The sequence below is a fragment of the Labedaea rhizosphaerae genome, from assembly GCF_004362825.1.
Lineage (GTDB): Bacteria > Actinomycetota > Actinomycetes > Mycobacteriales > Pseudonocardiaceae > Labedaea > Labedaea rhizosphaerae.
The window spans coordinates 522,737-546,710 of the sequence record NZ_SNXZ01000004.1 but is presented as its reverse complement, the minus strand read 5'-3'; the positions used below and the strand labels follow the sequence as shown (position 1 = coordinate 546,710).

Annotated in this window: 25 protein-coding genes; 15 read left to right on the top strand and 10 right to left on the bottom strand. The window is 71.3% G+C overall.

What is annotated here, in order from left to right; translation table 11 throughout:
* Nucleotides 1-2: 2 nt before the first annotated feature.
* Together EV186_RS25490 and EV186_RS25485 are read right to left on the bottom strand one after the other, a co-directional pair.
* Nucleotides 3-1,844 carry a glycosyltransferase family 39 protein gene (locus EV186_RS25490; RefSeq protein WP_133851907.1) on the bottom strand — a complete coding sequence of 614 codons (1,842 nt, stop codon included), beginning with the start codon at nucleotides 1,842-1,844 and terminating at the stop codon, nucleotides 3-5.
* On the bottom strand, nucleotides 1,841-3,097 hold the full coding sequence (locus EV186_RS25485) for a bifunctional glycosyltransferase family 2/GtrA family protein (protein WP_133851906.1): 1,257 nt from the start codon (nucleotides 3,095-3,097) through the stop codon (nucleotides 1,841-1,843). Before EV186_RS25485 ends, EV186_RS25490 begins: the two co-directional genes overlap by 4 nt.
* A gap of 73 nt (nucleotides 3,098-3,170) precedes the next feature.
* On the opposite strand from EV186_RS25485, the gene EV186_RS25480 reads away from it, so the two are divergent.
* Both EV186_RS25480 and EV186_RS25475 read left to right on the top strand, forming a co-directional pair.
* Nucleotides 3,171-3,668 carry a GNAT family N-acetyltransferase gene (locus EV186_RS25480; protein ID WP_133851905.1) on the top strand — a complete coding sequence of 166 codons (498 nt, stop codon included), beginning with the start codon at nucleotides 3,171-3,173 and terminating at the stop codon, nucleotides 3,666-3,668.
* Between the two features lie 290 nt (nucleotides 3,669-3,958).
* A complete protein-coding gene (locus tag EV186_RS25475; RefSeq protein WP_166659320.1) occupies nucleotides 3,959-5,080 on the top strand; it encodes an HNH endonuclease signature motif containing protein in 1,122 nt (373 codons plus the stop codon).
* Nucleotides 5,081-5,150: 70 nt separating this feature from the next.
* Here the strand turns inward: EV186_RS25475 and EV186_RS40565 are convergent, their stop codons facing one another.
* The 3 genes from EV186_RS40565 to EV186_RS25465 all read right to left on the bottom strand — a co-directional run bounded on the left by EV186_RS40565 (nucleotide 5,151) and on the right by EV186_RS25465 (nucleotide 8,053).
* Nucleotides 5,151-5,273 carry a hypothetical protein gene (locus EV186_RS40565; protein WP_279538322.1) on the bottom strand — a complete coding sequence of 41 codons (123 nt, stop codon included), beginning with the start codon at nucleotides 5,271-5,273 and terminating at the stop codon, nucleotides 5,151-5,153.
* 577 nt (nucleotides 5,274-5,850) lie between these two features.
* The gene (locus EV186_RS25470; RefSeq protein WP_133851903.1) at nucleotides 5,851-7,329 is read right to left on the bottom strand and encodes a sensor histidine kinase; all 1,479 of its coding nucleotides are present in this window, start codon (nucleotides 7,327-7,329) and stop codon (nucleotides 5,851-5,853) included.
* Nucleotides 7,307-8,053 carry a response regulator transcription factor gene (locus EV186_RS25465; RefSeq protein WP_424983341.1) on the bottom strand — a complete coding sequence of 249 codons (747 nt, stop codon included), beginning with the start codon at nucleotides 8,051-8,053 and terminating at the stop codon, nucleotides 7,307-7,309. The genes EV186_RS25470 and EV186_RS25465 overlap by 23 nt, the downstream gene beginning before the upstream one ends.
* A 179-nt stretch (nucleotides 8,054-8,232) precedes the next feature.
* On the opposite strand from EV186_RS25465, the gene EV186_RS25460 reads away from it, so the two are divergent.
* The 8 genes from EV186_RS25460 to EV186_RS25425 all read left to right on the top strand — a co-directional run bounded on the left by EV186_RS25460 (nucleotide 8,233) and on the right by EV186_RS25425 (nucleotide 13,338).
* A complete protein-coding gene (locus EV186_RS25460; protein WP_133851901.1) occupies nucleotides 8,233-8,901 on the top strand; it encodes a hypothetical protein in 669 nt (222 codons plus the stop codon).
* A gap of 8 nt (nucleotides 8,902-8,909) precedes the next feature.
* On the top strand, nucleotides 8,910-9,158 hold the full coding sequence (locus EV186_RS25455; protein WP_133851900.1) for a hypothetical protein: 249 nt from the start codon (nucleotides 8,910-8,912) through the stop codon (nucleotides 9,156-9,158).
* Nucleotides 9,159-9,202: 44 nt separating this feature from the next.
* Nucleotides 9,203-10,057, top strand: coding sequence for an FAD:protein FMN transferase (locus EV186_RS25450; protein ID WP_243754265.1), 855 nt, complete (start codon nucleotides 9,203-9,205; stop codon nucleotides 10,055-10,057).
* Nucleotides 10,054-10,587, top strand: coding sequence for a ferric reductase-like transmembrane domain-containing protein (locus EV186_RS25445; protein WP_133851898.1), 534 nt, complete (start codon nucleotides 10,054-10,056; stop codon nucleotides 10,585-10,587). The genes EV186_RS25450 and EV186_RS25445 overlap by 4 nt, the downstream gene beginning before the upstream one ends.
* Nucleotides 10,584-11,732, top strand: coding sequence for an NADH-ubiquinone oxidoreductase-F iron-sulfur binding region domain-containing protein (locus EV186_RS25440; RefSeq protein ID WP_133851897.1), 1,149 nt, complete (start codon nucleotides 10,584-10,586; stop codon nucleotides 11,730-11,732). The genes EV186_RS25445 and EV186_RS25440 overlap by 4 nt, the downstream gene beginning before the upstream one ends.
* On the top strand, nucleotides 11,729-11,935 hold the full coding sequence (locus EV186_RS25435) for a ferredoxin (protein ID WP_133851896.1): 207 nt from the start codon (nucleotides 11,729-11,731) through the stop codon (nucleotides 11,933-11,935). The genes EV186_RS25440 and EV186_RS25435 overlap by 4 nt, the downstream gene beginning before the upstream one ends.
* Before the next feature lie 12 nt (nucleotides 11,936-11,947).
* Nucleotides 11,948-12,661 carry a M50 family metallopeptidase gene (locus EV186_RS25430; RefSeq protein WP_243754264.1) on the top strand — a complete coding sequence of 238 codons (714 nt, stop codon included), beginning with the start codon at nucleotides 11,948-11,950 and terminating at the stop codon, nucleotides 12,659-12,661.
* Nucleotides 12,662-12,792: 131 nt separating this feature from the next.
* A complete protein-coding gene (locus EV186_RS25425) occupies nucleotides 12,793-13,338 on the top strand; it encodes a TetR/AcrR family transcriptional regulator (RefSeq protein ID WP_166659319.1) in 546 nt (181 codons plus the stop codon).
* A gap of 7 nt (nucleotides 13,339-13,345) precedes the next feature.
* Here EV186_RS25425 and EV186_RS25420 read toward each other — a convergent pair whose 3' ends face one another.
* Entirely contained in the window at nucleotides 13,346-14,098 is a 753-nt protein-coding gene (locus tag EV186_RS25420; RefSeq protein WP_208115779.1) for a class I SAM-dependent methyltransferase, read from the bottom strand.
* Between the two features lie 45 nt (nucleotides 14,099-14,143).
* Here EV186_RS25420 and EV186_RS25415 point away from each other — a divergent pair, with 45 nt between their 5' ends.
* Nucleotides 14,144-15,388: an aldehyde dehydrogenase family protein gene (locus EV186_RS25415; RefSeq protein ID WP_133851893.1), complete on the top strand. Its 1,245-nt coding sequence runs from the start codon at nucleotides 14,144-14,146 to the stop codon at nucleotides 15,386-15,388.
* Here the strand turns inward: EV186_RS25415 and EV186_RS25410 are convergent.
* Nucleotides 15,385-16,191, bottom strand: coding sequence for a phosphotransferase (locus EV186_RS25410; RefSeq protein ID WP_133851892.1), 807 nt, complete (start codon nucleotides 16,189-16,191; stop codon nucleotides 15,385-15,387). The genes EV186_RS25415 and EV186_RS25410 overlap by 4 nt on opposite strands.
* 168 nt (nucleotides 16,192-16,359) lie before the next feature.
* Here EV186_RS25410 and ctaD point away from each other — a divergent pair, with 168 nt between their 5' ends.
* The 3 genes from ctaD to EV186_RS25395 are packed head-to-tail and all read left to right on the top strand — an operon-like array spanning nucleotide 16,360 to nucleotide 20,154.
* The gene (gene ctaD, locus EV186_RS25405; RefSeq protein ID WP_133851891.1) at nucleotides 16,360-18,147 is read left to right on the top strand and encodes an aa3-type cytochrome oxidase subunit I; all 1,788 of its coding nucleotides are present in this window, start codon (nucleotides 16,360-16,362) and stop codon (nucleotides 18,145-18,147) included.
* A gap of 4 nt (nucleotides 18,148-18,151) precedes the next feature.
* Nucleotides 18,152-19,384: a phosphoserine phosphatase SerB gene (gene serB / locus EV186_RS25400; protein WP_243754262.1), complete on the top strand. Its 1,233-nt coding sequence runs from the start codon at nucleotides 18,152-18,154 to the stop codon at nucleotides 19,382-19,384.
* The gene (locus EV186_RS25395) at nucleotides 19,381-20,154 is read left to right on the top strand and encodes a peptidyl-tRNA hydrolase (protein ID WP_133851890.1); all 774 of its coding nucleotides are present in this window, start codon (nucleotides 19,381-19,383) and stop codon (nucleotides 20,152-20,154) included. Before serB ends, EV186_RS25395 begins: the two co-directional genes overlap by 4 nt.
* A 50-nt stretch (nucleotides 20,155-20,204) precedes the next feature.
* On the opposite strand, the gene EV186_RS25390 is transcribed toward EV186_RS25395, so the two are convergent.
* Genes EV186_RS25390 through EV186_RS25380 form a run of 3 tightly spaced genes read right to left on the bottom strand, consistent with a single transcriptional unit; the run spans nucleotide 20,205 to nucleotide 23,321 of the window.
* Entirely contained in the window at nucleotides 20,205-20,765 is a 561-nt protein-coding gene (locus EV186_RS25390) for a GNAT family N-acetyltransferase (RefSeq protein WP_133851889.1), read from the bottom strand.
* A 1-nt stretch (nucleotide 20,766) separates the two neighbouring features.
* The gene (locus EV186_RS25385; RefSeq protein ID WP_208115778.1) at nucleotides 20,767-21,090 is read right to left on the bottom strand and encodes a hypothetical protein; all 324 of its coding nucleotides are present in this window, start codon (nucleotides 21,088-21,090) and stop codon (nucleotides 20,767-20,769) included.
* Nucleotides 21,087-23,321: an ATP-dependent DNA helicase gene (locus tag EV186_RS25380; RefSeq protein ID WP_166659318.1), complete on the bottom strand. Its 2,235-nt coding sequence runs from the start codon at nucleotides 23,319-23,321 to the stop codon at nucleotides 21,087-21,089. The genes EV186_RS25385 and EV186_RS25380 overlap by 4 nt, the downstream gene beginning before the upstream one ends.
* Here EV186_RS25380 and EV186_RS25375 point away from each other — a divergent pair.
* A complete protein-coding gene (locus tag EV186_RS25375) occupies nucleotides 23,270-23,926 on the top strand; it encodes a hypothetical protein (RefSeq protein ID WP_133851887.1) in 657 nt (218 codons plus the stop codon). The genes EV186_RS25380 and EV186_RS25375 overlap by 52 nt on opposite strands.
* Nucleotides 23,927-23,974: the final 48 nt, after the last annotated feature.

Here is a 23,974-nt window from a genome sequence, read left to right as displayed (position 1 = left end):
GTTCAGCTCGTCAAGTCGTAGACCGTGGCGCCGCCGACCGTGGTGGCCTGGTAGTTCGCCGCCACCCATTCGGCGATTCCCCCGCCCGAGCCACGCCCGCCCATACCGCCCATCCCGCCGGTCACGTAGTAGCGCACCTTGCCCTCGTGCACCCACTGCTGGAACTGCGCCAGCGTCGGGGCCGGGTCGCTGCCGCCGAACCCGCCGATGCCGATCACGGCCTTCCCGCTCGCCAGCTCCAGGCTCGCCGCTTGCTGCGCGCCTTCGGTGGCCGCCGCCCACGTCGTGGTGGTGTTCGCGAGCAACGAGGTCAGCGCCGAGTCGCCTGTCCTGTCGCCCGGCCCGCCTCCGCCCGGTCCGCGGCCGAAGTCGTTCGTCACCGGCCCGGACGTCGGGATGGAGCCCTGGTGCGCCACGGCCGCCGTCGCCACGCCGTACGCGCCCGCGCCCAGCCCGGTGACGAGGATCGCGGCCGCCGCCAGCACGGTCGCGGCTCGCCGGAACTGGTGCACGCCGACCGCGATCGCCGTGGCCACCAGGATCGCGGCGACCAGGACCACCCAGCGCAGGGCCGGCAGCCAGTCCGCCGTCCGGTGCAGCAGCACGAAGCCCCAGACGCCGGTCACCGTGACCATGGCGGCCAGCGCGGCCCGCGCCGGGGTGTGGTCACGGCCGCGCCAGAGTTCGCGGCCGCCGATGCCGACCAGCGCGGCGATCGCGGGCGCCAGCGCCACCGAGTAGTACGGGTGCGTGATGCCGTTCATCAGGCTGAACACCAGGCCGGTGACGAACAGCCAGCCGCCCCAGAGCAGCAGCGCGGCCCGGGTCTTGTCGGTGCGGGGTGCCGTCCGGGTGAACCACAGCCCGGCCACGAGCGCGATCAGCGCCGCGGGCAACAGCCACGAGATCTCCGTGCCGAAGCTCGCGCCGAACAGGCGCGTCAGACCGGAGCTGCCGCCGAAACCCGCGTTGCCGCCGCCACCGGGATTGCCGTCGCCACCTGACAGGCGGCCGAAACCGTTGTAGCCCAAGGCGAGTTCGAGCAGGCTGTTGTCCGTCGAGCCGCCGATGTACGGCCGTGACGCCGCCGGCCACAGCTCGACCAGGGCGACGAACCAGCCGGCCGACACGACCAGTGCGAGCGCCGCCGCGCCGACGTGGGCGAGCCGCCTGCCGATCGTCGTCGGCGCGGCCAGCAGGTACACCAGCACGAACGCAGGCAGCACGAGGAAGCCCTGCAGCATCTTGGTCAGGAACGCGAACCCGAGGAACACCCCGGCGAGCACCAGCCAGCGCGCGCTCGCCTTCTCCGTGGCGCGGACCACGGCGTAGGCGCCGCAGATCATCAGCAGCACCAGCAGCGGATCGGGCAGGTTGAACCGGAACATCAGCACTGCGACCGGCGTGAGCGCCAGCGCCGTCGCCGAGAGCAGCCCGGCGGCGTAGCCGGACGTGCGGCGCACGGTCAGGTACAGCATCCCGACCGCGGCGACGCCCTCGATGGCTTGCGGCGCAAGCACTGTCCAGCTGGAGAAACCGAAGATGCGCGCGGCGAGCCCGCTCACCCACAGGAACGCGGGCGGCTTGTCCACGGTGATCGCGCCACCGGAACCGGAGTCGAGCGCACCGAACAACCACGCCGTCCAGTTCTGCGACCCCGCTTGCGTTGCGGCGGCGTAGAACTCGTTGCCGTAGCCGCTGGCGCTGAGGTCCCACAGGTAGAGCACGGCGGCGCCGAGCAGCAGCGCGAACACGGACGGCCGGACCCAGCGCGGTTGCCCGCGTTCCGGTGGCGTGGCCGCCGGAGCGGTCTGGTCGGTGCGGTCGAGCGTTGCGGCGGTCATGACTGGGCCTCTCGGGTCTGGCTGGTCTGGCGGGACTGGCGGAAGACCCAGCCGCGGAACAGGACGAAGCGAAGGACGGTGGCGGCCAGGTTCGCGAGCACCAGCGTGCCGAGTTCGAGCCATCGGCCGGGAGTGGTCAGGTGGTTGAGCAACGCAAGCGCGCCGCTGGTCAGCGCCAGGCCGAGGAGGAACACGACCATGCCTTCGAGCTGGTGGCGCCCGGCCCCCGCGCGCCCGCGCACGCCGAAAGTCAGCCTGCGGTTGGCGGCGGTGTTGGCCACGGCCGTCGTGGCGAGCGCCAGCACGTTGGCGGCCTGCGCCCCCATGCCCGTGCGCAGCAAGGCGTACAGGACCAGGTAGGCGATGGTGCTGGCCACGCCGATGGCGGCGAACCGCACCAGCTGCTTGGGCAGCCCGGCGGGCACACCCGGGGCGTCCACCCCGACCGGCGCGCGACCGAGCTGGGCCCGCAGCGACCGCACCGGCACCGCGCCGGTGGCCAGGCCGCGCCCGAGCCGCACGATGCCCTTGAGGTCGGCGACGGTCGTCGCGACCAGGTCGACCCGGCTGTCCGGGTCGTCCACCCAGTCGACCGGGACTTCGTGGATGCGCAGCCCCGCGCGCTGGGCGATGACGAGCAGTTCGGTGTCGAAGAACCAGCCGGTGTCGGCCACGTGCGGCAGCAGTTCGCGGGCCACGTCGGCGCGGATCGCCTTGAAGCCGCACTGGGCATCGGAGAACCGGACCGCGAGAGCGCCGCGCAGCAGCAGGTTGTAGCCGCGGGAGAGGAACTCGCGCTTGGCGCCGCGCACCACCCGCGCGCCACGGGCCAGCCGGCTGCCGATCGCGACGTCCGAGTGCCCGGAGAGCAGCGGCGCGATCAGCGGGCCGAGCGCGGACAGGTCGGTGGAGAGGTCCACGTCCATATAGGCCAGCACCGCGGCGTCGGAGTCCGACCACGCGTGGCGAAGCGCCCGGCCGCGGCCCTTCTCGCTCAGGTGCACGGCGTCGACCTCGGGCAGCTCGGCCGCCAGCGCCGTCGCGATCGCCATCGTGGCGTCGGTGCTCGCGTTGTCGGCGACCGTGATCCGGAACCGGTAAGGGAACTGGTCGGTCAGGTGTCGGTGCAGGCGCCGGACGCAGGCCTCGAGGTCGTCCTCCTCGTTGTGCACCGGAACCACCACGTCCAGCACCGGCGTGGTGGCGCTGGTGTCGACCGGGCGGATCGAGGCGCCGGCTTGGATCGCTGTCATGGTCCCGACGATCTCGGCGGGCGCTGGGTGGGCCGTGTGCTAAACCTGTGTCCCTGCTGTGAGGTGTGGTGGCATGCTGCGGCTCGTGGAAATCCGTGACGCCACCGCCGACGACTGGGCCGCCATCTGGCCGTTCTTCCACGAGATCGTCGCCGCCGGTGAAACCTATTCGTACGACCGGGACATGACTTCGGAGCAGGCCCGGGAACTGTGGATGGTCGCGCCGCCGAAGCGCACCTCGGTGGCCGTTGTGGACGGTGCCGTCGTCGGCTCCGCGTCCATGTATCCCAACAAGGGCGGCGGCGGCGCGCACGTGGCGAGCGCGAGCTTCATGGTGAGCCCGTCGGCGTCCGGGCGTGGCGTGGGACGGGCCCTCGGCACGGACATGCTGGCCTGGGCGCGCGCGCAAGGCTTCCGCGCGGTGCAGTTCAACGCCGTGGTGTCGACCAACACCCGGGCCGTCGAGTTGTGGAAGTCACTGGGTTTCGACGTGCTGGCCACGGTGCCCGAGGGTTTCCGCCACCCGGTGCACGGTTATGTGGGGCTGCACATCATGTACCAGAAGCTGTGAGGTCTTGTGTGGGTTCTCAACCGGGTTTTAGTGGGTTCTCAACCTCGGGTCGAATTGTTTAACACGCTGCGGTCAGCATCAAGGGCGCCTGCGGCGTCGCTTCGCGATCGGCTTCGCCGACCCTTGACCCTGACCGCAGCGTGCTAAAGGGCGCCCGGACGAGGTTGAGGGGGCGGTCTGGTGTTCGCTCTTTCGTGGTTTGCGTTGCCGAGCTGCGGTTGCGTTGGTTTGTCGGGTTGAGCCCGTTTGCTGTTAGGCCGTTTGGTCGTATGTTGTGGTATCATTGGGCTATGGACCTGGGGGAGCTTCAGTCGCTTGTCGCCGAACGTCGGCGGCTTGATTTGGCGATCCTGGATTCGATTTCTCGGGTTGATTGGCGTGAGTCCGGGTATCTGCATTTGTGGCAGTTCCTGATGGACGCGCTACGCGTGGGTCGACGCGAAGCGAAGCAGTTGGAGACTCAGGTTTCGCTGTTGTGTCCGAAGGTGGGCATCACCGGGCAGGTGATCCCGGCGAAGCTGCCTGCTGCGCGGGCGGCGATGGCCGAGGGTGTGATCTCTACCGAGCACGTCACCCGCATCGCGAAGACGGTCGCGGCGGTGCCCGATGAGCACGCCGACCAGGTCGAAGCTGACTTGGCCGAGCTGGCCCGGGAGTTCAACCCGGCTCAGCTTGCCCGGCTGGGTAAGCGGATGGTCGATGTTCTGAACCCGGATGGTGACGAACCGGACGATCCCACCGTGGTGGAAGCGCAGAACATCCTGGATTTGCAGGAGCGCGAGGATGGCTCGCTGGAGGGCCGGTTCAAGTTGGGCGCGGAGACAGCTGCTGTTCTGCGCCCTTTGTTGTCCTCGTTGACCGCGCCGCAGCCGGGCGACGACCGCACCTTGGTTGAGCGTCAGGGTGATGCGCTGGCGGAGGTGATCCGCTTCGCCGCCGACTCCGGTAAGGCTCCGGTGGAGGGTGGCGAGCGCCCCCACATCGCGGTCACGGTCTCTCTGGAGACCTTGCAGACGGCGATCGGCAAGGCGACTCTCGACGACGCCCGGTGGATGACTCCGGAGCAGGCCCGCCGTTTCGCTTGCGACGCCGAGATCATCCCGGTCGTGCTCGGCACGAACTCGCAGCCGATCGATATCGGCGAATCGAAACGCCTGGCCGACAAACGATTGCGCCGAGCCCTGGCCATCCGGGACAAAGGTTGCGCCGTCCCGGGATGCGAACGAACACCGAACCAATGTCACGCCCACCACGTACAACATTGGGCGGATGGCGGTCCTACGAGGTTGGACAACATGGTGTTGGTGTGCCAGTTCCACCATCGCCTGATCCACCATGCCGGTTGGAAAGTCCACATGGACAGCGGCCTGCCCATCTTCACCAAACCACCGTGGGCACAAGCCGCCGCCTAACCTCGGGCACCGCTACCACCGCGCTCGGCATCCGTCCTTGATGCTGTTGCTGCCATGCTCGGCGCCACCGCTACTCGGCTCCTGTCGCGACGCTCGGCTGCCACCCGGTGCCGCCGTAGTGCTCGGCTGCGGCCGAGATGCTCGGTTGTCGCCACAACGCCAGGCGGCCATCGCCACCCGAGGTTGCCGCCATGCTCGGCTGCTCTCGCCATACGCGGCGGCGGCGATGCTCAACGGCCACCGCTACCCGATGTTGCCGGCACGCTCAGGTGCTCTCGGGCGCCGTAGAAGGCCTTCGCCGTGTCGCGGTCGGGCACGCCGAGTTCGGCGCCGCGACGTGCCGCCGCTGGTTGCTGCCGCGATACTTGATTGCTGCTGCGGTGCGCAGCGGCCACCGTCTCCTCGTTGCCTTCGCCGCACTCGGCTGCCGCCTCACGGCAGGCCGCGGCCCGGCAATCTGTCGCGATGCTCCGCTGCGACCAGCCTCGACTGCCGCATCCTCGACTGCCCCGTCGTCGTCTCAGTCCGCGGTCGGAAGCCCATCGCGCATCGTCCGGTAATCCTCCCGCCCCTGGAGTTGTCCACACCCGTCCAGCTATCCACAGATCGGGCTCTTTCCCGTTGCGGGGCTTGAAATTCAATAGACTGGCACCGGGGCGGCCCCCCGGGTTGGGTGGGGGCGTGCATACTCGACCACAGAGGCCGCAGGTAGCTGAAAGCGTTGGTAGCACGGCAAAAACTCCCCTGATGGGCCACAAGAGAAGCGCGCGCTAGGACAGCGCACCGAACCGGCGCAACCGGACCTCGAAGGAAGTGTGTCCGGGCTCGCTGGACACGCTCACCACCCCGTCATGGGCGGCCACGACCGCCGCCACGATGGCTAGGCCCAAGCCGGTGCTGCCCGCCGCTCGGGAGCGGGAGCTGTCGCCCCGGGCGAACCGTTCGAACACCGACGGTTGCAACTCCGGTGGAATGCCTGGGCCGTCGTCGACCACCGACAGCACCGCGTCTTCACCGTCCACCCGCAACGCGGTGGTCACGGTTGTCCCGGCGGGCGTGTGGGTTCGGGCGTTGGTCAGCAGGTTGGCCAGCACCTGGTGGAGACGCTGGTCATCGCCTGCCACGGTTACCGGGTCTGGTGGCAAGTCCAGCTGCCAGTGGTGAGCGGGACCGGCGATTCGCGCGTCGCCGACCACGTCGGTGACCAGTCGCGACAGGTCTACCTCGCGTCGTTCCAGGGGACGGCCGGAATCCAGGCGGGCCAACAGGAGCAGGTCATCTACCAGGGTCGTCATCCGGGCGGATTCCGATTCCACGCGGCCGATCGCGTGCGCTACATCGGGCGGCACCGGCTCGGGGCTGCGCTTGGCCAGTTCCGCGTACCCGCGGATCGCCGCCAGCGGGGTGCGCAGCTCGTGGCTGGCATCGGCGACGAACTGGCGCACCCGCGTTTCGCTGTCGTGGCGGGCACGCAGGGCATTGCCGATGTGGCCGAGCATGCGGTTCAGGGCCGCCCCGACGCGGCCGACCTCGGTGCGCGGGTCCGTGTCGGACTCCGGCACGCGCACGGACAACGCCACCTCACCACGGTCCAGCGGCAGCTCGGCGACCCGGCTGGCCGTGGCGGCCACGCGGTTGAGCGGGCGCAACGTCCGGCGCACGATCAGGATCCCGGTCCCGGCGGCCGCCACCAGCCCCGTCAACGCAACCGCGGAAAGCACCCAGGACAGGTTGGTCTGCAACGACTCCGCGAGCACCATCGGCAACCCGGTGACCACCACGCCGAGCCTGGTCGGCACGGCCATCAGCCGGTACTCCCCGAGCCCCGGCAGGTCCTTGGAGTGACCTTGGCCATCGACCGGGACCGTGGTCAGGACGGCGGTGGCCTCAGGCGTCAGGTCCTGCTGCTCGGCCGCTTGCAGCGTCAGCTGCTTCGCGTCGTAGACGACGTCGTCCACGATGCGGGCGGTGACCGTGCCCGGACCGGTGCCCGGCGCGCCGACCGGGGGCGGGCGGTGATCGGGACCGGGATGGGGACCGCGCTCACCGGAGCCCCCACCCTCGACGTACGCCTGCGCACGGTGGCTCGCGTCGACGAGCTGGGTGTCCAACTGCTGCAACACGAAGCTGCGCAACGACAACACGGTGACCACGCCGATCACCAGGCAGACGCCGGCGACCACGACCACCAGCTGGGCGATCAGCTTGGTCCGCAGCGTCCAGGGCCTACGCCGCCGGCTTGAGGACATACCCGGCGCCTCGCATCGTGTGGATCATCGGCGCCCGGCCGGCGTCGATCTTCTTGCGCAGGTACGAGATGTAGAGCTCGACGATGTTGGCCTGGCCGCCGAAGTCGTAGCTCCACACCCGGTCGAGGATCTGCGCCTTGGACAGCACGCGCTTGGGGTTGCGCATCATGAACCGCAGCAGCTCGAACTCGGTCGCGGTCAGCGCCACCTGCTCGCCCCCGCGGCGCACCTCGTGGCTGTCCTCGTCGAGCACGAGGTCGCCGACGACCAGCTCGTTGCCCGCGTCCGCCGTGGTCACGCCGGTGCGCCGCATCAGCCCGCGCAACCGCAGCACGACCTCCTCGAGGCTGAACGGCTTGGTCACGTAGTCGTCGCCACCGGCGGTGAGCCCGGCGATGCGGTCCTCGACGGCGTCGCGCGCGGTCAGGAACAGCACGGGCAGCTCGGCGGCCTCCGCACGCATCCGGCGCAGCACCTCGAGGCCGTCGATGTCGGGCAGCCCGACGTCCAGTACGACGGCGTCGGGGCGGAACTCGCGGGCCGCCGTCACCGCGCCCAGCCCGTCGCCGGCGCTGCGCACCTCCCAGCCCTCGTAGCGCAGGGCCATCGACACGAGCTCGGCCAGCGTCGACTCGTCGTCGACCACCAGGACCCGCACCGGGGTGCCGTTCGGTCGTCGCAGGTCCGACTTGGAAGGTGTGCTCACCGCGCTCATGCCTCCCATGCTCGCCTGCTCGCGTAAGGCGAAGCTTTGCGTTCCCTGTGTATCAGCTGTGGGTCGCTTCAGCGCGCTGAGCAGGGCGAACGCCCGTCCACAGTAAGCCCGAACCCGGGACACAGGTGGCACACAGGGTCCGCGGCGAGCGTGGTCATCGACAGCCGAAGCACCAGCAGGAGGAGCGCATGACCACCGAGCAGCAGGACCGGAGCCCGGCGCCGGAGCCCCCAGCGCCCGAAGGACAAGGATCCGGGCAGCCGCAGGACCAGGTCTGGGGCGCGGCCCCGCCCCCTGCGGCCAAGGCCCGCTGGTCCGGGCGCAAGACGATCGCCGCGGTGGCCATCGCCGTCGGCATCGCGGGCGCGGGTGGCGCGGCCATCTACGCGGCCACCAACAACGACTCCGGGCAGGGCGGGGGACCGGGCGGCATGGGTGGTCCCGGGGGACGCGGACCCGGCATGGGCTTCGGCCGCGGGATGGAGGAGTCGCTGCACGGCGAGTTCGTCGTGTCCGACGGCAACGGCGGGTACCTGACCGAACTCACCCAGACCGGCAAGGTCACCGCCATCACCAGCACGTCGCTCACGGCGGCCAGCGAGGACGGCTACACGAAGACGTACACGCTCGACGCGTCGACCGTGGTGCGCAACGGACCGCAGAGCGCCCAGCTCAGCGACATCGAGAAGGGCGACACGGTGTCCATCGTGGCCAAGAAGAACGGCGACGCCGCCACCGCCACGACGTTGATCGAAGGCGGTCAGCAGCCGGGGGCCTTCCCCCGCCGCAACGGCGCGGGCGGCAACGGCGGCGGCTTCAACGGTGGCCCCGGCAACGGTGCCCCGCCGACCACATAGGACGGATCATGAACGCACGACAAGTCGGAAAACGCAACGCGGCCATCGTGACCGGTGCCCTGGTCGCCGCCGCGCTGGGCGGGACGACGGCCGTGGTGCTCGCGGTCCAGCCCGCCGCGGCGACGGCCGGGGACACGTCGACCACGACCAGTTCGACTGACGACTCCGGTAGTTCGTCCACATCGGACAACGGCGGTGGCCTGTCGGTCGACGAGGGCGGCAACGGCCCGGCCCACGGCCAGAGCGGCGGCTCGTGATGGCTGTCGTTCTCACCGCCGGCCCTACCACCACCCAGTGGCCCGTGTGGAGCACGACGGCGCGGGTCGTCGTGACCGAACCCGCGGCGCTGGCACGCGCGACCGGGATCGTGCGCGACGTCCTCGATGCCGTCGACCGCGCGGCCAGCCGGTTCCGGGCGGACTCCGAGTTGCGGCGGCTTGTGCCGGGCGTGCCGACCACGGTCAGCCCGGTGTGCGCGCAACTGGTCCGGGTGGCGCTCATCGCCGCGGAGCGCACGGGCGGCGCCGTCGACCCGACCATGGGCCGGGCGCTGGGTGACCTCGGCTATGACCGCGATCTGTCGCTTGTGGACGTTGACGGGCTCGCGATCCCTTTGGTGGTAAGGCAAGCGCCGGGTTGGCGGTCGGTCCGGCTGACCGGTCGCCGGCTGACCGTGCCCGAAGGCGTCGAACTCGACCTCGGAGCCACCGCGAAGGCGCACGCCGCCGACGTCGCGGCCCAGCTCGTCGCCGCGGTGCTGGACACCGGCGTCCTGGTGAGCCTCGGCGGCGACATCGCCACCGCGGGTCCCGCGCCGGAAGGCGGCTGGCGGGTCCTGGTCCGCGATCAGCCCGACGACCCGTCGTGCGTGCTCACCATGCCCGCCGGCCGCGCGATCGCGACGTCGAGCACCCGCAGCCGCGGGTGGCGCCGCGGCCGGGCCCAGCTGCACCACATCCTCGACCCGCGCACGTGTCTGCCCGCAAAACCGGTGTGGCGCAGCGTCTCCGCCGTCGCCGAGTCCTGTGTGGACGCCAACACGGCGACCACGGCCGCCCTCGTCCACGGCGTCGACGGGCCACGCCGGATGAGGCTTGCGGCCCGGTTCGTCGCGCTCGACAAGACGGTCGTCACCGTAGCGGGGTGGCCGCGATGACCGATGCCCTGTGGTACCTCGGCCGCGGTACCGGCGTGATGGCGTTGGTGCTGCTGACGATCAGCGTCGCGCTGGGTGTCGCGGCCCGCTCCGGTGAGCCGCTGGGCCCCCTGCCGCGCTTCGCCGTCACGGCCGTGCACCGCAACTCGGGGCTCATCGCGTCGGTCCTGCTCGTGGGGCACGTGGTGACGCTGCTCCTCGACCCGTACGCGCAGCTCAAGCTGATCGATGTGCTGGTGCCGTTCCTCGGCACGGCCGAGCCGTTCTGGCTCGGGCTGGGCACGCTCGGCCTCGACCTGCTGCTCGCCGTCGTGGTCACCAGCCTGCTGCGGATGCGCGTCGGCGTGCGTGGCTGGCGGGCCGTGCACTGGGTGAGCTACGCGGCCTGGCCGGTCTCCTTGCTGCACACCCTGGGCATGGGCACCGATGCCGCGACACCGTGGCTGCTGGCGTTGTCGGTGCTGTGCTTCGTCGCCGTCGCGGCCGCGGCGGTGTACCGGTTGACCTTGCGCGCGGAGGTGTCCCGATGACCACAATGGACACACGGGTCCAGCCCCGGCTGCTCGACGCCGCGGCGGCGGACCTCGGCGAGCACCACCGCGGTCACGGGCCGATCCCGTGGCAAGGCGGGGTCGGGCGGATGATCGGCGAGCTGCAGTCGGCCGGGCTCACCGGTCGCGGCGGAGCGGGCTTCCCGACCTGGCGCAAGGTGGCCGAGGTGGCCACGGCCGCGCGGGCGGTGGTCGTCGCCAACGGCGCCGAGACCGAACCGGGCTCCCGCAAGGACGACACGCTCCTGCGCCGCTGCCCGCACCTCGTCCTCGACGGGGTGCAGCTGCTGGTCGAGGCCACCGGCGCGGACGAGGCCTACCTGTACGTCAAGCCGGGGGATGCCATGGCCTCCGTGCGGCACGCGCTGACCGAGCGCCACGGCTGGGATCGCGTCGCCGTGCGGGTCGTCGCCGCGCCGAACCGGTTCGTCGCGGGCGAGGAGAGCGCGGTGCTCGCGGCCATCGCCGGTCGTCCCGCCCGGCCCGCCGACAAGTGGCTGCCGGTGGTCCACTCGGGGTTGCGTGGGCGGGCGACGCTCGTGCAGAACGTCGAGACGTGCGCGCACGTCGCGCAGATCGCCCGCAACGGCGCCCGCTGGTTCCGCGGGCTCGGCACCCGCGACGAGCCCGGCACGATGCTGGTGACTGTTCATGGCGCCGTGCGCGAGGTGCCGATCGGCATCGCGTTGTCGGAGCTGGTGACCGGCCCGGTGCTGGTCGGCGGCTACCACGGGGCGTGGCTCAGCAGCCCGGCCCCGCACCTGAGCCGGGCCGCTTTGGCGCCGTTCGGCGCCGCACCGGGCGCGGGCGTGCTGCACCCGTTGGCCCCAGGGCGGTGCGGGCTGGTGGAGACCGCCGCCATCACGCGTTACCTGGCCGGCGAGAGCGCGGGCCAGTGCGGGCCGTGCCGCAACGGGCTCCCGGCCACCGCCGCCCTGCTCAGCGCCCTGGCCGACCGGACGGCCCCGCCGGACGCCGTGCACCGCCTCGACCACCTGACCGGCCTGGTCGTCGGGCGCGGCGCCTGCCGCCACCCGGACGGCACGGCGCGGCTGATCCGCAGCACGCTCACGGTCTTCGGCGACGAGGTGCGGCTCCACCTGGCCGGGAGGTGTTCCCGGTGACCACGCTGCACATCGACTGGACGGCGTGCCACGGCCGCGGCCTGTGTGCCGAGCTGCTGCCCGAACTGCTGGCCACCGACCCGTGGGGCTACCCGATCGCCCGCACCGGCGGCGACGTCGACGTTCCCGCCGAACTGCACGCCGACGCGGTCACCGCGACCAAGTTCTGCCCCCGCCTGGCGCTGCGCCTGCGGGCGCGCTGACAGGATGGCGCGGTGCATCTCGCGGCGACCAACACCGACCTGTGGCACCAGCTCTTCGGCGACCAGGCCGAGCCGCCCGCGGCGATCGTGCTGGTCACGGCCGCGGCCGCGCTCTTCATCGTCTTCGTCGACGGCTTGTGGCGCCCGGCCCGCAACGTGATCACGATCGTCCACGAGGCCGGGCACGCGCTGACCGCCGTGCTGGCCGGGAGACGCCTCTCGGGCATCCGGCTGCACTCGGACACGTCGGGGCTGACGCTCTCGCGGGGCAAGCCGTCCGGGCCGGGCATGGTGATGACGGCGTTCGCCGGGTACCCGGCGCCGTCGGTGCTCGGTCTGCTGTTCGCCGGGCTGCTGGCCGCCGACAAGCTCGCGGTGCTGCTGACCGTGTGCGCGCTGCTCGTGCTCGGCAGCCTGGTGATGATCCGCAACGGCTACGGGATCCTCCTGCTCGTCGTGGCCGGCGCGGTGCTGTTCGGCATCTCGTGGTTCGCCTCCGACCAGGTGCAGGCGGGCTTCGGCTACCTGATCACGTGGCTGCTGTTGCTCGGCGGCCTGCGCCCGCTCGGCGAGCTGCAACGCAAACGCCGCCGTGGCCGGGCCCGCGATTCCGACGCCGACCAGCTGGCCCGGCTCACCGGTGCGCCGGCATTGTTTTGGATATTCGTGTGTGGCTTGATTGGTTTGGGCTGCTTGGGGGTATCAGCAGTTTGGTTGCTCGTTTGACCCGTGACACATGGGGACCGCCGCGCGAGAAACCGGGGTAGAGGGGACACATCGGAAGGAGTCCAGTGACCCCACGGCCACGGAGCGGCAGACGGACCCAACGCGAGCGTCGCGAGACGACAGTCGGGAAATTGGTCGACGCGACCATCGAAGCGGTCGCGGACGTCGGGTACGCCCGCACGTCGGTGCAAGAAATCTGTGGCCGGGCCGGGCTTTCGCACGGCGGCATGTTCCGGCACTTCGACACGCGGCTCGACCTCGTGGTCGCCGCGGCCGCGGAGGTCGCGGCCCGGCAGACCCGCGGCTTCGCCGACCGGTTCGCCGGGCTGAGCCCGGCGCAGACGTCGTTGGCCGACCTGCTGCGCCAGCTTCGCGACCTCTCCCGCGACCCGGTCAACGCGGTGTGGCGGGAATTGCTCGTCGCCGCCCGCACCGACCAGCGCCTGCGTGATCGGCTGCGCCCCATCGTCGAGAACTACCGCGACGACGTCTACGCGGCCGCGATGCTGGTGCCCGGCATCGCCGCGTTCGACGAGGAGATCCGCGAAGTGCTGCTGTTCAGCGTGCTCTACCTCTTCGACGGCGAGTCGCTGGTGCGCCCCGTCGCCGAGGACGGGCCACGTGAACAGGTGCGGCTGACCCTCGCCGAGCGCTGCCTGAACAGCCTCACCGGGTAGCGCCGACTCACCGACTGGCACCGACGAACTGGACGACGCCGTCGAAGCGTTCCTCGACGGCGGTGAAACCCTTGCCCCGCAACAGGTCGCCGACCTCGCCGCGGTCGAACATGTGCTGCCCGCTGGCCGCGCCGAGCACGGTGTCGACCAGCCGCGCGGGTTGCCACGCGTGCCTGCCGCTGGTGAGCAACGCGATCCGGCCGCCCGATTTGAGCACGCGCCCGAACTCCTCGAGCGCCACCTCGGGCTCGGCGAACATGTGCAGCGCGGCGAAGCAGCACACGGCGTCGACGCATCCGTCCCGCAGCGGCGGGTGCACCGCGTCCGCGCGCAAGTAGGCGACCGGTTCCTCTCTTCCGGTCGCGGCGACGGCTTTGTCCAGCATCGTGGTCGACGCGTCCAGTCCGATGCTGAGCCCGCCGGCGCCGACGACCCCGCCGAAGTACCGGGTGAACCCGCCGGTGCCGCACGCGACGTCGAGCACGACGTCGCCGGGTCCGAGGTCCAGCAGCTGCTTCGCCAGCCGGTGCTCGCCGGCCATCGACGGACCGAACGGGCCTTTGGCGATCCGGCCCAGCGCGGGGCGCCAATAGCGTTCGTAGACCGTCGGCAGCAGCGTGGTGCGCATCAGGCGCTGGGTGACGCCGGTGGGCGGTCCGGCCTGCACGGCGTCGCCGAGGAGGTTGACGTAACCCCGCTCGCCACCTGGGTCGGCGGGTGGGTCGGCGAGCAGTGCGCTGAGGCGTTCCGTGGGCGTCACAGTGGCCACCGTAAACTTGCTGACCTCGCAGGACGATCCGAAGAGGTGCGTGCCGTGCAGGTCTCCGTTGCCGAGCTGGTGAACCGCTGCGCCGTCGCGGCCAAGCAGGCGGCGCCGTCGCTCGCGGACGCGCCGGCCGCCGCGATCGACGCGGCGCTCGCCGCGATGGCCGACCGGCTGACCTCGTCGCGGGCCGAGGTGCTCGAGGCCAACGCCGAAGACGTGCGCGCGGCCACCGAATCCGGCATGAGCGCCGGCTTGCTCGACCGGCTGCGGATCACCGACGAGCGCCTGACCGCGATGGCCGAGCAGCTGCGGCTGCTGGCGTCGGCCCCGCACGCGTCGCGCGAGGAAGAGGTCGGCGCGCTGGACGGTGGCCTGCGCCTCGTGCGCCGCTCGCGGCCCGTCGGCGTGATCGGGGCGAACTACGAGGCGCGGCCGAACGTGACGGTGGACGTCGCCTCGCAGCTGGTGAAGTCGCGCAACGCGGGTGTGCTGCGCACGGGCGGCGCCGCGCTCCGGTCGGCGACCTCGCTGATCACGTCGGTGGTCGCACCGGCGCTGTCGGGCGCCGATCTCGACCCGGCGGCGATCCAGCTGGTGCCGACCCCGGACCGGTCGGCGGCCTCGGCGTTGGTGCAGCAGGCGGGGCTGGTGCCGTTGGTGATCCTGCGAGGCAGCGGGGACAGCACCCGTGAGCTGGGCGAACTGGCCGCCCGCCACGGCGTGCGCACGCTGGCCCACGCCGACGGCGGCGGAGTGCTGTACGTCCACCCGGCGGCCGACCGGTCGATGGCGTTGGACCTGATCACCCGGAGCCTCGACCGCCTGGGCGTGTGCAACCGTCTCAACCTGCTGCTGCTGGACGCCTCGCTCTACGACGACTTGCTGCCCGACGTCCGGGCGGCGTTGTCGAAGGCCGGGGTTGAGGCGTCGCTGCCCCCGCACCCGCACGCGCTGGGCTACGAGTGGGCGCTGGACTCCGCCCACGAGGCCACGGTGACGGTGGCGCCCGCCTTCGGGGCGACCGACGCCGCCCGCCTCGCCAACGAGGAGACCTCAGGTCTGGCCGCGGCCATCGTGACCGACGACAAGGCCGCCGCCGACGAGTTCATGGCCGCCTACGAGGGCACCGGCGTCTTCTGGAACGCGCCGACCCGGCTGCTCGACGGCTTCAAGCTGCTCGGCGTGCCCGAGACCGGCATCAACATCGACCGGGTCCCCGGCCCACGCGGCCCGGTCACCTACACGGACCTGGTCCTACGCCAGTACGCCGTGGTCCCCGGTTAATCCAGCCAGCGGGCCAGGCGGCGGGTTGCTTCCGGTTGCCACTCCGGCGACTTCTGGGCGCGGAACGCCACCCACACCGCCGCGTACAGCTCACGGAAGCGCGTGCACACCTCCAGTTCCTCCGCGTCCACCGCACCCGGGTAGGCCCGTACGGCCGCCTCGCCGTCGAGGCGGCCGGTCAGGCGAAGGCACGCCAGGTCCCAGCCCAGCGGTCCCTGCCACGCGTCCTCGAAGTCGTTCCACACCAGGCCCGCGCCGGTGACCAGGACGTTCCCCGGGTGCGCGTCGCCGTGCAGGGGCCGAGCCGGGAACTGCGCCACCGCCGACGCCAGCGCCGAAGCCTCCGCGCGGAGCCGGTCGGGCAGGTCGAGACCCGGCAGGATCGCCACGAGGTCGCCCGCCGGGCCGCGGCAGTCCGACAGGTCGAGGCCGGTCATGGCGTCGTGCAGGGCCGCCAACTCCACGGCGAAGTCGACTGGATCGACCGGCGCGTCCGGCGAATGCGGCTCGAAATCCCAGAACGCCAGGGTGAAACCGGCATGGAAGTGCGGTCCGGCCGGTGGATCGACAGCGGGCCGGGTGGCACGAACCCCGCGCGAAGCCACGTGACGCGCGACGCGGATGTCCCGCTCGATCCACGCCCGCACCCCGGCCCGCGCCCGTGCCGTCTCCGTCGCCACCCGGGCCACCACCGGACCGAGCCGGACCAGCGTGTTGGCGCCGTCCTTGAGCACCTCGGGGTCGGCACGCAGGCCGTACGAGGACGCCACGGCCACCGCGGCCCCCACCGCTTCGTCGATCACCGGCGCATGCTCTCACCAGGGCGGTTCGTGCCGCATGCCCATTGCGGGGTGTGACCCGCGTAACCCCGCAGCCCAAGCGCGCTACCCCCGGGCAAGCGGGATACGATCCGTTGCGCGACTCGCGGCACGTTCGCGTGCCGTGACCGACGAACACAGCAGGAGGCAGTAGTGACGGCCGTAGCCCCGCAGCCGATCGCGACCAGGCCGTACCCGGCCCGGACGGCGCGCAAGGGTTCCTACCTGCTCGGCATGTTCCGCACCACCGACCCGAAGCAGCTGGGCGTGATGTACGTCGTCACGTCGTTCGCGTTCTTCATGGTCGGCGGCGCGATGGCCATGCTGATCCGCAGCGAGCTCGCGGTGCCCGGCCAGCAGTTCCTGTCGCAGGAGCAGTACAACCAGCTGTTCACCATGCACGGCACGATCATGCTGCTGCTCTACGCGACGCCGATCGTGTTCGGGTTCGCCAACCTGGTGCTGCCGATCCAGATCGGCGCGCCGGACGTGGCCTTCCCGCGGTTGAACGCCTTCTCCTACTGGCTGTTCCTGTTCGGCGGCATCATCGTCATCTCCGGCTTCCTGACCCCGGGTGGCGCCGCCGACTTCGGCTGGTTCGCCTACACCCCGCTGTCGGACAAGATCCACTCGCCGGGCGTCGGCGCCGACCTCTGGATCATGGGCCTCGTGGTCGCCGGTCTCGGCACCATCCTCGGTGGCGTGAACATGATCACCACGGTGGTCTGCCTGCGCGCCCCCGGCATGACCATGTTCCGGATGCCGATCTTCACCTGGAACATCTTCATCACGTCGATCCTGGTGCTGCTGGCGTTCCCGATCCTGACCGCCGCCCTGCTCGGCCTCGCCGCCGACCGCCACCTCGGCGCGCACGTGTTCGACCCGGCCAACGGTGGCGTGATCCTCTGGCAGCACCTGTTCTGGTTCTTCGGCCACCCAGAGGTCTACATCGTCGCCTTGCCGTTCTTCGGCATCGTGTCCGAGATCTTCCCCGTCTTCAGCCGAAAACCGCTGTTCGGCTACCGCGGTCTGGTCTACGCGACCCTGGCCATCGCGGCCCTGTCCGTCGCCGTGTGGGCGCACCACATGTACGCGACCGGCGCCGTGCTGCTGCCGTTCTTCTCGTTCATGACCTTCCTGATCGCGGTGCCGACCGGCGTGAAGTTCTTCAACTGGATCGGCACGATGTGGAAGGGGCAGCTGACCTTCGAGTCGCCGATGCTGTTCAGCGTCGGCTTCCTGGTCACGTTCCTCTTCGGTGGTCTGACCGGCATCCTGCTGGCCGCCCCGGCCATCGACTTCCACGTGTCGGACACCTACTTCGTGGTCGCGCACTTCCACTACGTGCTCTACGGCACGATCGTGTTCGCCACGTTCGCCGGCATCTACTTCTGGTTCCCGAAGTTCACCGGCCGCTACCTGGACGAGAAGCTGGGCAAGCTGCACTTCTGGACCACGTTCATCGGCTTCCACGGCACGTTCCTCATCCAGCACTGGCTGGGCAACGAGGGCATGCCGCGCCGCTACGCCGACTACCTGGCCAGCGACGGCTTCACCACGCTGAACACGATCTCGACGATCGGCGCGTACATCCTCGGTGCGTCCACGCTGCCGTTCATCTGGAACGTCTTCCGCAGCTACCGCTACGGCGAGATCACCACCGCGGACGACCCCTGGGGCTACGGCAACTCGCTCGAGTGGGCCACCACGACCCCGCCGCCGCGGCACAACTTCCTGGAGCTGCCGCGCATCCGGTCCGAGCGCCCCGCATTCGACCTGCACTACCCGGAGGAAGCGGCGATCGCGCACCGCGACGACGTGAAGTACACGGGCTTCGGGCACCGGTCCGCGACCGCGGTGAAGCCGGCGCCCTCGGAGATGCTGGCCGAGAAGATGAACCCGCCGGAGATCTCCGAGGACAACCCCAAGAAGCCGAACTGACCTCGTGACCACCCCGGCCACGGCGGGCCCCACGGTGTTGATCACCGTCACCGGCCCGGACAAGCCCGGTGTGTCGTCGGTGCTCTTCGCCGTGCTCACCCGGCACGGCGTGGACATCGTCGACGTCGAGCAGGTGGTGATCCGCGGCCAGCTCGTGCTCGGTGTGCAGGTCGGCAACGTCGAGGACCCGGAGGGGCTGCAGGAGTCGGTCGAGCAGGCCATGGCGACCGTGGCCATGCAGGTCGACGTCCAGCAGAGCGCCGACGTCGGCACGCCCGCGCGGCTGGGCTCCAGCCACGTGATCGTGGTGCTCGGCCGGCCGGTGACCGCACGCGGGTTCACCGAGTTCGCGCGCAGGCTGGCGGCGTTGAACGTCAACATCGACGCCATCCGCCGGGTCGCCGACTACCCGGTCACCGGGCTCGAACTGCGGGTGTCGGTTGCGGGGGACACCCCGGAGTCCGATGTGGAGCTGCGGTCCGCGGTCGCCGACGTGGCGATGCGGGTCGGCCTGGACGTCGCCGTCGAGCGGGAAGGTCTCACCCGGCGGGCGAAGCGGCTCGTCGTGTTCGATGTGGACTCCACGCTCGTGCAGGGCGAGGTAATCGAGATGCTCGCGGAGCGCGCCGGCTGCGGCGAGCGCGTCCGGGAGATCACCGAGGCCGCCATGCGCGGCGAACTGGACTTCACCCAGTCGCTGACCCAGCGGGTGGCGGCGCTGGCGGGGCTCTCCGAGTCGGTGCTCGACGAGGTGGCCGCCGACCTGCTGCTCACGCCGGGTGCGCGCACCACGATCCGCACCCTCAAGCGGCTCGGCTTCCGGTGCGGCGTGGTCTCGGGCGGCTTCACGCGCGTGATCAAGCCGCTCGCCGACGACCTCGACCTGGATTACGTCGCGGCCAACGAGCTCGAGGTCGTGGACGGCAAGCTGACCGGTCGCGTGCTCGGCAAGGTCATCGACCGGCCGGGCAAAGCCGCGGCGCTGCGCGAATTCGCCGACCGGTTCCACGTGCCGCTGGCCCAGTGCGTGGCCGTGGGCGACGGGGCCAACGACATCGACATGCTTGGTGCGGCCGGGCTGGGCGTCGCGTTCAACGCCAAGCCCGCGCTGCGCGAGGTGGCCGACACCGCGTTGTCGCACCCCTACCTCGATGTGGTTCTGTTCATCCTCGGCGTCACCAGGGCCGAGGTCGAGGCGGCCGACGCCGCCGACGGCATCGAGCTCGACCGGCCGTGAGCGTTCTCGACCCGCTCGCCGCGCGGTACGCGTCCTGGCTGGGGCTGCCCGCCGCCGCGACCAACGACGTCGAGGACGAGGATCCGCTCGCGGTGCGCGCGATGCCGGTGATCCTGCGCATCGAACGCGCGGAACCCCCGGCCCGCACGCCGCTGCTCGAAGCCGCGGCCGCCGCGGCCATCGCCGTGTGCCTCGATCCTGCGTCCGAAGTGGACGGTCCGTGGCACGAAGACGTGCTCGCGTGGGTGAGCGGGCGGATCCGCAAGGTGTCCCGCCGCGCGCGTGGCGCGCATTGGGCCGCGGTGCAAGAACTCCCGGGCGTGACGGTCGACGTCGCCGGCGCTTCTGTTCGGGCTCTGGTGCCTGCATTGGTGGCCGAGACGCCGCACGTGGTGTCCCGCCTGCAGATCTCCGGCAGCGACCTGCCCGCGGACGAGCCGAGTCCGGTCGAGGACGGTGTGCCGGTGCTGTACCTGAACCCGGTCGTCGCCATGACCACCGGCAAGGCGGCCGCGCAGGTCGGGCACGCCACCATGCTGGTGGCCGCGCTGCTGCACGCCGACGGCCGCGACACCGACCTGAAAGCCTGGGCGGAGAACGGTTTCCGCTGCGCGGTCCGCACGCCGAGCCGGGATCAGTGGCGCGACCTGCACCCGGGCGATGACCCGGTGGGCGCGTGGCGACGGCGTCGCGTGGTCGCGGTGCGCGATGCCGGGTTCACCGAGGTCGACCCGGGCACGGTCACCGTGCTCACCCAGTGGCCTAGCTGAGGCCCCCAGCCCCAACCTCGGGCACGAGTGTTCAATGGCAGAGCGAGCAGTCAGCCGCTTTGGTCCAGGGTCCAGTCGACGGGCGGCGCCGGATCGGTGCGCAGCCGGCTGTACAGGTAGCCGTCGCGCCATTCGCCGTTGCGGAACTCGCAGCCGCGCAGGACGCCTTCGAGCTGGAAACCGGCCTTGGTCAACGACTTCTGCTCGGCGATGTTCTCCGGGTGCGTTCCCGCCTCGATGCGGTGCACCGGCGTGTGGCGGAACAGGTAGTCGCACAGCATCGCCTGCGCGCGCCAGCCCAGCCCGCGGCCGCGGAACTCCGGCAGCAGGACGATGCCGATCTCCCAGCACCGGGCCTGGCCGCCGTACTGGTTGGCCCGGTAGATCACCATCCCGGCCACGCCGGCGGGGTCGCCGGACTCGACGTGCACCATCAGCCGGCCGTCGTCGGTGCCGAGGTAGCCGTCCTCGGCCAAGCGGCGGGCCGGCTGCTGGGCGTCGCGGAACCCGCCCCAGTCCAGCCCGATCAGCCCCGGCTCGACGGCGAAGCGGGCACACAGGTCCAGGTCGTCGCTGGTCACCGGGCGCAGCCGGATGGTCGGCGTGCTCACGTCACTCGCCCGGGCGTCGCCACACCACGAAGATCGAGTCCTCCAGCGTGGTCATGGCCTCCACGAACCGGTCGTTGTCGAACTCCGGCAACGACTGCAGCCGCGCCATGAGGTCGTCGGCCGCCGGGTCACCGGCCGGCACCGCGCACCCGCCGCCCCCGTCGCGGACCAGCAGGAAGAACACGTCTTCCTTCCACGGCCCTTCGGGGATCGTCCGGATCGCCACCTCGGCGAGCTCGGACCAGCCGACGGACTCCTCAGTGCCGTCCGCCAGGTGCCTGCGAACCCCCTCGTCGTCCACGACGACGGTGGCGTGCTCGGTCACTCGACCTCCGATGGTTTCTTCTCCGCTGGGGAAGCCAGTCTACGCAAGGCGCCACGCGCGACTTCAGTGTCATAGGTGGTCCAGAACGGCGGCAGCGACGCGCGCAGGAACCCGCCGTAGCGCGCGGTGGCCAGCCTGGAGTCCAAAATGGCCACCACGCCGCGGTCCTGTGTGGACCGCAGCAGCCGGCCTGTGCCCTGGGCGAGCAGCAATGCGGCGTGCGTGGCCGCCACGGTCAGGAAACCGTTGCCGCCATAGGCTTCCACCGCCCGCTGACGCGCGGACGCGAGCGGGTCGTCGGGGCGCGGGAACGGGATCCGGTCGACCACGACCAGCGACAACGACGGCCCCGGCACGTCCACGCCCTGCCACAGCGACAACGTGCCGAACAGGCACGTCGCCTCGTCCTCGGCGAACTTGCGCACCAGCAGGCCGGTGGCGTCCTCGCCCTGGCAGAGCACCGGGACCGACAGCTTGTCGCGCAGCTCGCTGGTGGCCTGCTTCGCCGCCCGCATCGAGGAGAACAGGCCCAGGGTGCGTCCGCCCGCCGCCTCGACCAGCTCGCGCAGCTCCTCGAGGAAGACCGGCGTCAGCCCGTCCCGCCCGGGCGGCGGCAAGTGCTTGGCCACGTAGAGGATTCCGCTGCGCGGGTGGTCGAAGGGCGACCCGACGTCCACGCCGGTCCACACCGGACCGGAGTCGTCCGACGGCACGGCCTTCTCCGTCGCGGCGCCCTCTGGGCGGGCCGACTCGCTCTGCTTGGCCGGCAGGCCCCATTGCCTTGCCAACGCGTCGAAGCTGCCGCCGAGGGTCAGCGTCGCGGACGTCAGGATCGTGGTGTTCTGCTCGAAGAGGCGCTCGCGCAGCAGGCCGGACACCGACAACGGCGCCACCTTCATCGACGGCGGGCGCGGGTTCATCGAACCCTCGTCGCCGGTCACCCACACCACGTCGTGGCGCTTGCCGACCTCGGCGTCGAACGCACTCAGCAGCCGGACCGCCGTGTCGTGCACCTCGTCGAGCAGGGCCAGCGCGAGCTTGCGGGCCGTGCTGCCCTCGAGGTCGTTCTTCTCGCCCTTGCGCTCCGAGCCGATCGCGGTGATGCAGTTGTGCGCGCAGTCGCGGACCGCGGCCAGCGCGCCCTGCATCGGCGTCGGCATGGCGTCGAGCCGGCCCACGGCCAGGTCGTCGAGCATGATCGCGAAGCCGTCGGCGGCCTCGGCCAGCCGGTCGGCGATGTCCTGGTCGATCAGCCGGCCGCTGCGCCGGGCGGCCGCGGCGATGGCCGAGCTGGTGAGCTCGGCGGTGGCGGCCGAGGTGACCCGGTCGACCAGGTCGTGCGCCTCGTCGATGACCACCACGTCGTGCTCGGGCAGCACCTGGATGCCCTGCAGCGCGTTGATGGCGAGCAGCGCGTGGTTGGTCACCACCAGGTCGGCCTTGCCCGCCTCGGCCTTGGCCTTCTCGGCGAAGCAGTCCTCGCCGACCGGGCAGCGGGTGACGCCCAGGCACTCGCGCGCCGACACCGACACCTGCCGCCACGCCTGCTCGTTCACGCCGGGGACCAGCTCGTCGCGGTCGCCGGTCTCGGTGTCGCTGGCCCACTCGCGCAGCCGGGTCACCGCGCGGCCCATCGCGGAGACCGCGAACGGGTCGAACAGCGCGTTGTCCTCGGGCTCGTCGGGCACGCCGCCGTCGAGTTTGTGCAGGCAGAGGTAGTTGCGCCGGCCCTTGAGGATGGCGAAGGTGGGGCGGCGGCCGAGCTCCTTCTTCAGCGCGTCGGCCAGGCGCGGGAGGTCGCGGTCGACCAGCTGGCGCTGCAAGGCGATCGTCGCCGTGGAGACGACCACCGTGCGGCCGGTCTCGACGGCGTGCCGCAGGGCCGGCACGAGGTAGGCCAGCGACTTGCCGGTGCCGGTGCCCGCCTGCACGGCGAGGTGGTCGCCGGTGCGGATGGCCCGGTCGACCGCCTCCACCATCGCGACCTGGCCCTCACGCTCGGTTCCGCCGACCGCGGCGACGGCGGTGGCGAGCAGATCGCGAACGGAAGGGAGGGTGGCGGGGGACGGGGACACAGACGAGACCGTACTCGGGGGGACCGTCAGTCCTGTGACACGTCCGGGTGGATCGGGCGCGTCATGTCTTGTTGACGCTGTGCTATGCGCCGACCATCGGCAGCATGAAGATGCGTGCGCCGGCCGTGGCGCTTCTGATCGTCGCGACTGCGACATCCCTGACCATGCTGGGTGGGCCGGCGAGTGCCGCGCCCACCGCGCCGAAGAAGGGCGCCGCGTCGGTCGGGGCCGTGTCCGTGACCCTGGACGGGGTCGCCACGAACCAGGCCTCGATCGCGCCGTGCACCACGCTGGGCGCCAACTCCACGCCCGGGACGACCCCGGTGGCGGGCGTGGTCTACGGGAAGGCGGAAACGAGCTGCACCCGGGACAAGGGGGAGGCCACCGCGGTGGCGAGTGGCAAGCGGTTCAAGGTGACCGTGCTGCGCCGCCACCGGGGGCCGGTGATCGCCCTGACCAGCTGGTCGGTGCAGTGCAGCACCAAGAAGACCGGCAGCACCGCGAGCATGACGCTCAGCGGCCTGACCGGCGTGACGGTGCCGTCGAACATCCCCGTGAACTACACGGTGACGGTGCCCGGGCACAAGCCGAGCGATCCCGTGCTGGCCAAGGTCGTGTTCAACGAGCTGGTCGTCCCGAGCCCGCCGGACGGCAGCATGGTCATGAACCTGATGCACATCAAGCTGTTCCCGAACACGCCGAACAGCCCCGACCGCGGTGACATCGTGCTGGGCACGGTCGACTGCGATCCGAACAAGTGAGCCTGGTGGGGCCGGGAGTACCGCCCGGCCCCACCGACCCTTTCGAAC

Coding starts and splice junctions, on each gene's coding strand:
- EV186_RS25445 (WP_133851898.1), top strand. CDS start 10,054: ATGACCGATGCCCTGTGGTACCTCGGCCGCGGTACCGGCGTGATGGCG.
- EV186_RS25475 (WP_166659320.1), top strand. CDS start 3,959: ATGGACCTGGGGGAGCTTCAGTCGCTTGTCGCCGAACGTCGGCGGCTT.
- EV186_RS40565 (WP_279538322.1), bottom strand. CDS start 5,273: ATGGCGGCAACCTCGGGTGGCGATGGCCGCCTGGCGTTGTGGCGACAA.
- EV186_RS25465 (WP_424983341.1), bottom strand. CDS start 8,053: ATGGGAGGCATGAGCGCGGTGAGCACACCTTCCAAGTCGGACCTGCGA.
- EV186_RS25480 (WP_133851905.1), top strand. CDS start 3,171: ATGCTGCGGCTCGTGGAAATCCGTGACGCCACCGCCGACGACTGGGCC.
- EV186_RS25375 (WP_133851887.1), top strand. CDS start 23,270: ATGAAGATGCGTGCGCCGGCCGTGGCGCTTCTGATCGTCGCGACTGCG.
- EV186_RS25440 (WP_133851897.1), top strand. CDS start 10,584: ATGACCACAATGGACACACGGGTCCAGCCCCGGCTGCTCGACGCCGCG.
- EV186_RS25490 (WP_133851907.1), bottom strand. CDS start 1,844: ATGACCGCCGCAACGCTCGACCGCACCGACCAGACCGCTCCGGCGGCC.
- EV186_RS25485 (WP_133851906.1), bottom strand. CDS start 3,097: ATGACAGCGATCCAAGCCGGCGCCTCGATCCGCCCGGTCGACACCAGC.
- EV186_RS25380 (WP_166659318.1), bottom strand. CDS start 23,321: ATGTCGCAGTCGCGACGATCAGAAGCGCCACGGCCGGCGCACGCATCT.
- EV186_RS25455 (WP_133851900.1), top strand. CDS start 8,910: ATGAACGCACGACAAGTCGGAAAACGCAACGCGGCCATCGTGACCGGT.
- EV186_RS25470 (WP_133851903.1), bottom strand. CDS start 7,329: ATGTCCTCAAGCCGGCGGCGTAGGCCCTGGACGCTGCGGACCAAGCTG.
- EV186_RS25460 (WP_133851901.1), top strand. CDS start 8,233: ATGACCACCGAGCAGCAGGACCGGAGCCCGGCGCCGGAGCCCCCAGCG.